This window comes from Rheinheimera sp. (assembly GCF_020217005.1).
GTDB lineage: Bacteria > Pseudomonadota > Gammaproteobacteria > Enterobacterales > Alteromonadaceae > Pararheinheimera.
This window is the reverse complement of record NZ_JAIWOI010000330.1, coordinates 1-10,000: the sequence shown is the minus strand read 5'-3', so window position 1 is coordinate 10,000 and position 10,000 is coordinate 1. Positions and strand designations below refer to the sequence as shown.

At 47.5% G+C, this 10,000-nt stretch carries 11 protein-coding genes; all 11 read left to right on the top strand.

Features of this window, described 5'->3' with window-relative positions; all coding sequences use genetic code 11:
* The coding region (holA, locus tag LDL40_RS16200; RefSeq protein ID WP_300996485.1) for a DNA polymerase III subunit delta at positions 1-717 on the top strand (717 nt) is incomplete at its 5' end.
* Entirely contained in the window at positions 698-1,360 is a 663-nt protein-coding gene (gene nadD / locus LDL40_RS16195) for a nicotinate-nucleotide adenylyltransferase (protein ID WP_300996484.1), read from the top strand. The genes holA and nadD, both read left to right, overlap by 20 nt.
* Before the next feature lie 178 nt (positions 1,361-1,538).
* Positions 1,539-1,859: a ribosome silencing factor gene (rsfS, locus tag LDL40_RS16190; RefSeq protein ID WP_127686933.1), complete on the top strand. Its 321-nt coding sequence runs from the start codon at positions 1,539-1,541 to the stop codon at positions 1,857-1,859.
* Positions 1,860-1,863: 4 nt separating this feature from the next.
* On the top strand, positions 1,864-2,334 hold the full coding sequence (gene rlmH / locus LDL40_RS16185) for a 23S rRNA (pseudouridine(1915)-N(3))-methyltransferase RlmH (RefSeq protein WP_300996483.1): 471 nt from the start codon (positions 1,864-1,866) through the stop codon (positions 2,332-2,334).
* Between the two features lie 148 nt (positions 2,335-2,482).
* Positions 2,483-4,357, top strand: coding sequence for a penicillin-binding protein 2 (gene mrdA, locus LDL40_RS16180; RefSeq protein ID WP_300996482.1), 1,875 nt, complete (start codon positions 2,483-2,485; stop codon positions 4,355-4,357).
* Entirely contained in the window at positions 4,354-5,469 is a 1,116-nt protein-coding gene (gene rodA, locus LDL40_RS16175; RefSeq protein ID WP_300996481.1) for a rod shape-determining protein RodA, read from the top strand. The genes mrdA and rodA overlap by 4 nt, the downstream gene beginning before the upstream one ends.
* Positions 5,470-5,478: 9 nt before the next feature.
* On the top strand, positions 5,479-6,474 hold the full coding sequence (locus tag LDL40_RS16170; protein WP_300996480.1) for a septal ring lytic transglycosylase RlpA family protein: 996 nt from the start codon (positions 5,479-5,481) through the stop codon (positions 6,472-6,474).
* 57 nt (positions 6,475-6,531) lie between these two features.
* Positions 6,532-7,704, top strand: a complete 1,173-nt coding sequence (locus LDL40_RS16165; protein ID WP_300996479.1) for a D-alanyl-D-alanine carboxypeptidase family protein — start codon at positions 6,532-6,534, stop codon at positions 7,702-7,704.
* A gap of 207 nt (positions 7,705-7,911) precedes the next feature.
* Positions 7,912-8,193: a DUF493 family protein YbeD gene (gene ybeD, locus LDL40_RS16160; protein WP_300996478.1), complete on the top strand. Its 282-nt coding sequence runs from the start codon at positions 7,912-7,914 to the stop codon at positions 8,191-8,193.
* A 70-nt stretch (positions 8,194-8,263) separates the two neighbouring features.
* Positions 8,264-8,917: a lipoyl(octanoyl) transferase LipB gene (gene lipB, locus LDL40_RS16155; RefSeq protein WP_300996477.1), complete on the top strand. Its 654-nt coding sequence runs from the start codon at positions 8,264-8,266 to the stop codon at positions 8,915-8,917.
* A 1-nt stretch (position 8,918) separates the two neighbouring features.
* On the top strand, positions 8,919-9,902 hold the full coding sequence (gene lipA, locus LDL40_RS16150) for a lipoyl synthase (protein ID WP_367304342.1): 984 nt from the start codon (positions 8,919-8,921) through the stop codon (positions 9,900-9,902).
* Positions 9,903-10,000 lie beyond the last annotated feature (98 nt).

Genomic DNA, 10,000 nt, shown 5'->3' with positions numbered 1-10,000 from the left:
GCTTCTAAAAATGCTAACGATTACGCCAAATCGGCCTGGTTTAAAACGCTAGCCGAACAAGCAGTCCAAGTGCAGTTTTATCCGCTGGACGATCAACAGTTTCAGCGTTGGCTGCAGCAAAGAGGCGCACAGCTAAAGTTGCATTTAACACCTGACGCCATTACGTTGATGCAGCACCACTGCGCCGGTAATTTATTAGCCGCCGCTCAAGAGTTAGAAAAGCTGGGGTTAAGCCTGATCAGTGGCACAATAGATGCTGAACTTCTGGAACAGCATTTAGCCGACCAGTCACACTTTTCGGTGTTCCAATTAGTGGACGCCTTACTTTCTGGGCAGGGTAACGAAGCCTTGCATCGGCTTGATCGGTTATTACAGCAGGACACTGAACCCGTGATTATCGCCTGGCAGCTGCAAAAAGAAGTGGCCACTCTGATGCAAATGCATCTGGCCCAGCAACAAGGCAAACCGCTGGCTGATTTTTTTAAAAAAAATGCCATTTGGCCTAAACGTCAGCCTATGTATCAGACGGCTGTGTCACGTTTGCCAGCCAAATGGCTGGGTTATGTACAACAGGAACTGGCCGCCTTTGACCGCGCTTTTAAATCAGGTGCGTTAAGCAACCCTGAACTGGCGCTGGGCCATTTAGTCAGCCTGCTTGTCAGTCCTGTGTCTAAAGTATTTTCATTGCAGCAGCGTTATGCCGACTTCACGCCCTGATCGCGCCTTTGCCGTCTTTGGCGGCACTTTTGATCCCATACATCAGGCACATTTGGCCTGTGCCCAGTATGTATTAACGCATTGCGCAGTGCGTGAGGTCCAACTGATGCCCTGCCATTTGCCGGCGCATCGCGCCAGCCCTGGCGTCAGCGCACAACATAGAGCTGCTATGGTGCAATTGGCCATTGCACCTTTCCAGGGCCTGTCACTGCAACCCCTGGAGTTGAATAAACAGAGTCCGTCGTACACAGTCGACAGTTTACGTTTGCTGCGCGATCAGTATCCGCGGGGTGGATTGTTGTTTGTGATGGGCATGGATTCCCTGGCTTATTTTAAACAGTGGCATCAGTGGCAGAGTATTTTACAACTAGCGCACCTGGTGGTGTGCCAAAGACCCGGAAGTACGGCAGACGATGGCGATTGCCCTTCGCTGCTTGAGCAGTATGGCACCACAGCTCTGCAAGACTTACATTTGCTCGACTCCGGCAAAATTATGCTACTGAATAACCCTCCGCTGGATTTGAGTGCAACGCGGATCCGTACTGAGCTAGAAAAAAATCAGCAGTGTGCCGAACTAAAGCAACTGATCCCAGCCGAAGTACTGCGCTATATAAATTCAGAAAGGCTGTACAGCGCCATATAAAAACGTCGTTGTTCAAGTTGTTGCTTTGTTGACTGCGCCATCTCGCCCCAGTCTCACAGCTTGACTATGCTCCTGAGGTCTTGCTGGCTTGTCGCATCGCCAAAACTTCAAGTAACTTGGGTATAAGATCCTGCTAAAAAGTGTTAACATACCGCGTTTTTAGATCCCGGAGTAAAAAGTGCAAGCACAAGAGTTATTAGCATTCGTCCTCGACAAGCTGGACGACATGAAAGCCAAGGATATTGTCAGCCTGGATGTCAGAGAGAAATCCAATGTGACAGATTCCATGGTGATCTGCTCAGGCACCTCAAACCGTCATACCCGTTCTATTGCCGATCATCTGGCGAAAGAAGCGAAAAAAGCCGGCATTAGCGTATTGGGTATTGAAGGCTCAGGTTCAGGCGAGTGGGTACTGATTGATTTGGGTGAAGTGATAGCCCATGTGATGCAGGAAGAAAGTCGCAGCTTTTACCAGTTAGAGAAACTCTGGAGCGTTTAACGGCATGAAGTTAATGCTGATTGCAGTCGGCACCAAAATGCCTGATTGGGTCACTACGGCTTATGAAGAATATGCCCGTCGTTTTCCGCGTGATTTACCACTGGAACTCATTGAAATTCCGGCGGGTAAGCGCGGTAAAAATGCGGATATTAAACGTATTCTGGAAACCGAAGGCGAAAAAATGCTGGCCGCTGTGCCCAAAGGCGCCCGCATTATTACGCTGGAGGTCGAAGGTGCCAACTGGAGCAGTCCACAATTGGCACAAAAACTGACGCAATGGCAAATGGATGGCCGTGATGTCTGTTTATTGGTTGGAGGCCCCGAAGGCTTAGCCCCGGCTTGTATTGCGGCCAGCGAAGGCAAATGGTCATTATCAGCTCTGACTATGCCTCACCCTATGGTCCGCGTGGTGTTGGCCGAAAGCCTGTACCGTGCCTGGAGTATTAGTACAAACCACCCCTACCATCGCGAATAAGCATGATAAAACACAGCTCTCAGATCGATAACCTAAAGTTAAACAGCCGGATGTTTGGTCAGATGGTTTGGTTTGATTTTGCTAAGGCACTGATTTGTGAGAGCATAAAAACCATTATTCCTTGTCAACGTAAGCGTCGCGGCTAACAATGATTAAAAAACGCCCCTCCATTCAGGATCCTGCAGCCGAAAGCCAGATGTTTAATCAGCGGGCTATGTTTGGTTTTGCTGTGGTACTGATTTGTTTTTGTGTGGTGGTATTTAATCAATATAAGCTGCAAGTAGTTATGCACGAACATTACATGACTCGTGCCGATGGCAACCGTATTAAGTTGATCCCGCAGCCACCAAATCGCGGCTTAATCTATGATCGTAACGGTATTTTATTAGCCGAAAACCGCCCTATTCATTCAGTCGAGTTAATTCCCGAGCAAGTGAAAAATATTCCGGAAACTCTGGCTGAATTAGCTCGCCTGATTGAAATCAGCCCTGAGCGCCAGCAAGAATTTTTAAAAGAAGTGAAGTATCACAGGCGTTTTGTCAGCATAGCTGTGAAAGAACATCTGACCGAAAAGGAAGTGGCAATTATTGCGGTCAACCAGCACAGATTACCGGGCGTGACCTTAGAGGCACGTTTAACAAGGCACTACCCTTTTGGTGAATTATTCACTCATGCGTTAGGCTATATAGGAAAAATTAACGCCAAAGAGCTGGCCAAGCTGGAAGAAGAAGGAGTCAGTGCGAACTACGCCGCCAGCCGCGATATTGGCAAAATAGGCCTGGAGCGTTTTTACGAAAGTCAGTTACATGGTCAGGTAGGTTTTGAACAAGTCGAAGTGAATAACAGAGGCAGAGTGATCCGAATTTTGGATTCAAAACCAGCCACTTCAGGCGAAGATTTAGTGTTATCCATTGATATGAGCCTGCAGCAAAAAGCTAGGGAACTGGTTGGAAACAACAGAGGCGCCGTAGTAGCCATGGATCCCCGTGATGGCTCCATATTAGCCTTTTATAGTAATCCTAGCTACGACCCGAATTTATTTGTCCACGGCATCAGTGGTAAAAACTACCGGGAACTGCTGAATTCGCCAGATCGGCCACTGGTCAACCGTGTCACTCAAGGGGTTTACCCTCCGGCCTCAACCATTAAACCTCATATGGCTGTCTTAGGTTTGGAAAACGGCACTGTAACGGAACAAACCCGAATACCGGACCCGGGTTTTTATAAGCTCCCAAACTACAGTAGGGCTTATCGTGACCATGTGAAATGGGGCCATGGCTGGGTTGATGTTTACACTGCTATTACGAAAAGTTGCGATACCTATTTTTATGATTTGGCAGTGAAACTCGGCATAGACAGAATTTCTGACTATATGAAAAAATTTGGTTTTGGCTCCCGTACCGGCATAGATGTGATGGAAGAGAGTGCCGGCCTGATGCCGTCGAAAGAATGGAAAAGGGCCAGACATAAACAAAGTTGGTATCCGGGTGATACCGTCTCCTTAGGCATAGGGCAAAGTTACTGGAGCGTGACTCCAATGCAACTGGCTTTATCCACCGCCATTCTGGTCAACGATGGTCAAAGACCCACCCCTCATATGGGCCGTTATTTCCGCAGTCAGGGCAAAGACACTAGCCTGATCGCTCCGCTGCAAACCGCAATGGAGGTCAAGGATCACAACAATTGGCGTATTGCTAAAGAGGCGATGCGCCAGACCGTTATGGTGCAAGGTGGAACAGGTTTTAATGCCTTTAAAGGCATCAGCTACAGTGCTGCAGGTAAATCTGGTACGGCTCAGGTTATTAATATGGCTGCCAACCAGAAGTATGATGCCAATGCTATTAAAGAAGTACACAGAGACAACGCTATGTTTATTGCATACGCTCCGGCAGAAAACCCTAGCATACTGGTTACAGTCGCCTTAGAGAATGCCGGTGGCGGGGGTGCTAATGCAGGCCCTATAGCCCGTAAAATGATGGATCACTATTTTACTCGCCAAAGCGCAGCGGGAGCTCAGCCATGACCTTGCTTAAAGATCCAAGCCACAAAGGCTTACTGGCGAAGTTACATCTGGACGGTCCGCTATTTGCCGGATTGCTGGTGTTGTGTTGCACTGGTTTATTTGTTCTTTACAGTGCCAGTGGTCAGCACTGGGACATGATGGCGGCGCATAGCACCCGTTTATTGATCGCTTTTGGCGCTATGCTGCTGCTTGCTCAGGTTAAACCTCAGACCTTTAGTTTTTGGGCTGTGCCACTGTTTTTGGCAGGCACCGCCATGCTGGTCATGGTGCTGGCCTTTGGTCATATAGGCAAAGGCGCACAGCGTTGGCTGGACTTAGGTTTTATGAAGTTTCAGCCCTCCGAAGTAATGAAACTGGCCGTGCCTATGGCTGTTGCCTGGTATGTGTCCTCTCACCCTTTGCCACTGAAATTTAAGCATTTAATCGTTGGCTTTGTCATGTGCGCCATTCCAACAGTCCTTATTCAGCAACAACCGGATTTAGGCACCTCCATACTAATTTTTGTGGCTGGAGTTTTTGTGTTGTTTTTAGGTGGTATGAGCTGGCGCATTATCACGTCCATCGCCTTAATTATCCCTATTGCCAGCTACAGCATGTGGCTTTTTGTAATGCACGACTACCAAAAGCGCCGTGTACTGACCTTTTTAAATCCGGAAAGCGACCCGCTAGGTTCGGGTTACCATATTATCCAGTCAAAAATTGCCATAGGTTCCGGCGGTTTTGAAGGCAAAGGCTGGATGCATGGTACCCAGTCACAACTGGAGTTTTTACCTGAGCGTCACACTGACTTTATTTTTGCGGTCTTTAGTGAAGAGCTTGGCATGATAGGCGTGTTATTTTTGCTGGTGTTATACGCTTTTATTATTGCCAGGGGCCTAATTATCGCCAGCCGCGCTCAGGACAACTTCAGTAAACTGCTGGCTGGCAGTATCACTTTGACATTTTTTGTTTATGTGTTTGTGAATATTGGTATGGTATCAGGGCTGTTGCCTGTAGTAGGAGTACCTTTACCTTTGATTAGCTACGGTGGGACATCCATGGTTACACTAATGGCTGGTTTTGGTATTCTAATGTCAATCAGCACCCATAAACGACTTTTAGCTCAGCAGTAGAAAGAACCCATGATTAAAAAGATAAGCGCTTTATGCTGTACTCTGATGCTGGCATCCTGTTCACAAACACCAGAGCCAACTTCAACCGCCTCTGAAACCAGCCCGACCTGGGAAGAACCCAACAAAGGCCGTTATTCACAAGCGACAGACAGTCACCCTACCCGTCTCCCCACTTTGCTGGAAATGACCGACCCTGAACCTCGTGCTGAAGCCTTAAGTCGCGGCGGGAATAAACCTTACAACATTTATGGCGTAGATTACTCCCCCCGTACCGACCTGATGGAATATAAGGAAAATGGCATTGCCTCCTGGTACGGTCATAAGTTTCATGGTCATTTAACGTCTAATGGCGAAACTTATAATGTATTTGCCATGACAGCTGCCCATAAGACGTTGCCTTTGCCATCCTATGTCCGGGTGACCAATCTCGAAAATGGCAAATCTGCCATAGTCAGGGTTAACGATCGTGGTCCATTTCATCAGGATAGAGTGATCGACTTATCTTATTCTGCTGCTTACAAAATTGGCATGATGGGCAAAGGCACGGCGCCAGTTCAGGTTGAGCTACTAGCTTCGCCAGCCATGACCAATCAGGAAAGTTATGCCATGGGCTTGGGTAGCAGAAGCAATCAGTTTGAAGAAACTACCATTGCCTCTAACCCTGCAGGACCAAGACCTGGCAGCATCGCGGCTCCGGCTGCAATTCCCGCTGTGACAAGACCTGCTGCGCCAGCGCCAGTCTCTGCGCCGGTATCAGCGGCAACAAAAGTCACGGGCTGCTTTATCCAATTAGTTGCCAGTAGCAACAGAGAAAAACTACAACAATTAGGCGCAGATCTGCAGCAGCAATGGTCTGTCTCGACACAAATTAATGATGGCAATGGAATTTTCCGGTTATTGGCGGGTCCAATGCCTTCAGCGGCCGAAGCGAACAGCTGGCTGGAACGTTTTAAAAGCGCCGACTACCCATCGGCTTATATTACAGATAAGAAAAGCTGTGGTTAAAACCACGGTTGATTTCGTTTAAGAATGAACTCAGCTCAACAACATAAGAAAGGTCTCATGAATACGTACTCCAGAATTTTTATTGCTTGCTCCTTTGGTGTTGCCAGTTTTTTAGCAGCCGGACAAACAGCCCCGTTAACTGCAGCGCAAATGACGCCGCAACCGCCGGAAGTCAACGCTAAAGGTTATATTCTGATTGATTACCATACTGGCGCAGTGTTAGCCGAGGGCAATGCAGATGAACCACTGGCGCCAGCCAGCCTGACCAAAATGATGACCAGCTATATCATTGGTACAGAGATCAAAAACGGCACCATTAAGCCGTCCGATCCTGTCACCATCACAGAAAACGCCTGGGCTAAACAGTATTCAGACTCGTCGAAAATGTTTATCGAAGTGGGTGAAACCATCAGTGTAGAAGAGTTAAACCGTGGCATCATTATTCAGTCCGGTAACGACGCTTGTGTGGCTATGGCCGAACACATAGCAGGCACAGAAGGAGCCTTTGTTGAACTGATGAACGCCCATGCAGTGCGTCTTGGTATGGATAATACCCATTTCGCAAATGCCCATGGCTTGCCTGATGAAACTCAGCGCACTACAGCCCGTGATATGTCGAAATTATCAGTAGCCCTGATCCGGGATACGCCTGAAGAATATAAAATTTACTCAGAAAAAGAGTATGTGTTTAACGGCATCAAACAATACAACCGTAACGGTTTATTGTGGGATAAAAGCCTGAACGTCGATGGTATTAAAACAGGTCACACCTCAGAGGCTGGTTACAGCCTGATCACTTCAGCTACCAAAGACGATATGCGCTTAATTTCTGTGGTGATGGGAACTGAAAGCGCCAAAATCCGTGAAGCTGAAAATAAAAAATTACTGACTTATGGCTTTCGCTTTTTCGAAACCTTTTCTCCATATAAAGCCGGTGAAAAGTTTGCAGAGCAGCGTGTATGGCAAGGTACTAAAGAGATTATTACCTTAGGTGTATTAGCAGAAACCCCTATTACACTGCAGCGCAATCAACGTAAAGATTTAAAAGCTGATTTTAAATTGAATCAGGAACTGATAGCCCCCATATCTAAGGGGCAGGTACTTGGCACTGTTTACTTAAAGTTAGGTGACAAAGACATAGCCGAATTCCCTTTAGTAGCGCTTGAAGATATCGAGCAAGCGGGATTATTCAGCCGCTTAGTAGATATGGTGAAAATGCGTTTTCAATAGTACGCTTCGCGCTTGGAGCTGTAGCTTGGTTGACAACGCGCCCCAGTCATATAGGACACTATGAGCCCTGGGGTCTGAAGCACTTGTCGCCGCACTGCAATTCCAATTACTTTGGGTATGGACATACAGCCCATATCCAAATTAGTCCCGGCAAGGCCGGGACTTTTTGTTAAAATAGATAAAGATTATTTTTGTGAGCAGAACATCATGACAATTGAAGTAAAAGACACCCGCTTTGATGAATTTTTAGAGTTTCCATGCTCCGTAAATTTTAAAGTGCTGGGCGTCGCTGTACCAGAGCTGGTGGACCATATAGTGGTGGTACTGCAAGAACACGCGAAAGCAGACGACTACAACCCACAGGTCCGCCCCAGCAGCAAAGGGAATTATCATTCCGTCAGTGTCGCTGTCACTGTCACCAGCAAAGAACATATGGAACTGCTGTACACAGAACTTGGCCGTTTAGAACTGGTTCGTTATGTGATCTGACGAGTGACTCTGCCCTTTTTAGTGGCAGTGCAGGTATAATGCGTCACTTTCAACTGAACCGGAGTTCGTTGTGGTTGATCCTCAAGGCTTAGTGATACGGGATTTAGGCCGCCAGCCTTATGTCGAAGTATGGCAAGCCATGCAAAAATACACAGATGAGCGGGCAGAATTAAGTCCGGATCAATTGTGGTTTGTAGAACATGACCCGGTATTTACCCAAGGGCAGGCTGGCAAAGCCGAGCATTTGTTGATGCCGGGTGATATTCCTGTAGTACAGGTTGACAGAGGCGGTCAGGTGACTTATCACGGACCAGGGCAACTTGTGGCTTACGTTTTGCTGGATATTAAAAGACGGAAGCTGGGGGTGCGTGAGCTGGTCACTTTAATTGAGCAAGTGATTATTCAGGCTTTGGCCCCTTATGGCATTGCAGCTTATGCCAAAGCTGACGCACCAGGTGTGTACGTGCAGGAACAAAAAGTCGCTTCGCTGGGATTGCGGGTGCGAAAAGGCTGTACCTTTCACGGTCTGGCTTTAAATGTGAATATGGATTTATCACCTTTTTCCAGGATCAATCCGTGCGGTTATGCCGGCATGCAGATGATCCAAACCAAAGATATTGCAGGTCCACAGACAGTGGATGAAGCAAAACAAGCTTTGCAGTCACAATTTGTGGCTCAACTGGCAGTGAGCCAGATTGAGCGCAAAACAGGGTTAAGTGAGTAATATGACCATCAAAACAGCTCGTATGGAACCTGGCGTCAAGTTACGTGATGCCGAAAAAATGGCCCTGATCCCAGTCAAAGTCCTGCCGACAGAGCGTGACGAAATGTTGCGTAAGCCAGACTGGTTAAAAATCAAATTACCACGCAGTACAGATAGGATTGAACAAATCAAAGGCGCCATGCGTAAACACGGTTTGCATTCTGTATGTGAAGAAGCATCCTGCCCTAACCTGTCAGAATGCTTTAACCACGGTACAGCCACTTTTATGATTTTAGGTGCCATCTGTACCAGACGTTGCCCGTTTTGTGATGTAGCTCATGGTCGCCCTCTGCCCCCCAATGCAGAAGAGCCGGAAAAACTGGCCTTAACAATCAAAGACATGGCGCTGAAATACGTGGTAATTACTTCTGTAGACCGTGATGATTTGCGTGATGGTGGTGCCCAGCATTTTGCTGATTGTATTAGCTCTATTCGTCGTGAAAGCCCAGCCATTAAAATTGAAGTACTGGTACCGGATTTTCGTGGCCGTATGGATGCAGCATTAGAGATTCTGACGCAAACTCCACCAGACGTGTTTAACCACAACCTGGAAACTGCGCCACGTTTGTACAAGCTGGCCCGCCCGGGCGCTGACTACAAATGGTCGTTAGAATTACTGCGCCGTTATAAAGAGGCCCATCCTGAAGTCTCGACTAAATCTGGCCTTATGGTTGGTTTAGGCGAAACTACGGAAGAGATCATCGAAGTGATGCGTGATTTACGCGCGCATAACGTTGATATGCTGACCGTAGGTCAATACCTGCAGCCAAGCAAACACCATTTACCAGTCAAACGTTATGTCTCGCCGGATGAGTTTGATGAAATAAAACGTATTGGTTATGAGTTAGGCTTTAAACATGTCGCGTCGGGCCCATTCGTGCGCTCCAGCTATCATGCCGACCGCCAGGCGGCAGGTGAAGAAGTTGTGAATTACAACGCTAAATAGTACTCCACAATGCTATTTTGTACTCCACATCGCTCTTTTGTACTGCCCAGCGGCTTAAACAAAGGAGCTGATTAAATGAAGGGGATTCCAGGGATCAA

Excerpts from the sequence above, each read along its gene's own strand:
- mrdA (WP_300996482.1), top strand. The coding sequence starts at position 2,483 with ATGATTAAAAAACGCCCCTCCATTCAGGATCCTGCAGCCGAAAGCCAG.
- nadD (WP_300996484.1), top strand. The coding sequence starts at position 698 with ATGCCGACTTCACGCCCTGATCGCGCCTTTGCCGTCTTTGGCGGCACT.
- LDL40_RS16165 (WP_300996479.1), top strand. The coding sequence starts at position 6,532 with ATGAATACGTACTCCAGAATTTTTATTGCTTGCTCCTTTGGTGTTGCC.
- rlmH (WP_300996483.1), top strand. The coding sequence starts at position 1,864 with ATGAAGTTAATGCTGATTGCAGTCGGCACCAAAATGCCTGATTGGGTC.
- lipA (WP_367304342.1), top strand. The coding sequence starts at position 8,919 with ATGACCATCAAAACAGCTCGTATGGAACCTGGCGTCAAGTTACGTGAT.
- rodA (WP_300996481.1), top strand. The coding sequence starts at position 4,354 with ATGACCTTGCTTAAAGATCCAAGCCACAAAGGCTTACTGGCGAAGTTA.
- ybeD (WP_300996478.1), top strand. The coding sequence starts at position 7,912 with ATGACAATTGAAGTAAAAGACACCCGCTTTGATGAATTTTTAGAGTTT.
- LDL40_RS16170 (WP_300996480.1), top strand. The coding sequence starts at position 5,479 with ATGATTAAAAAGATAAGCGCTTTATGCTGTACTCTGATGCTGGCATCC.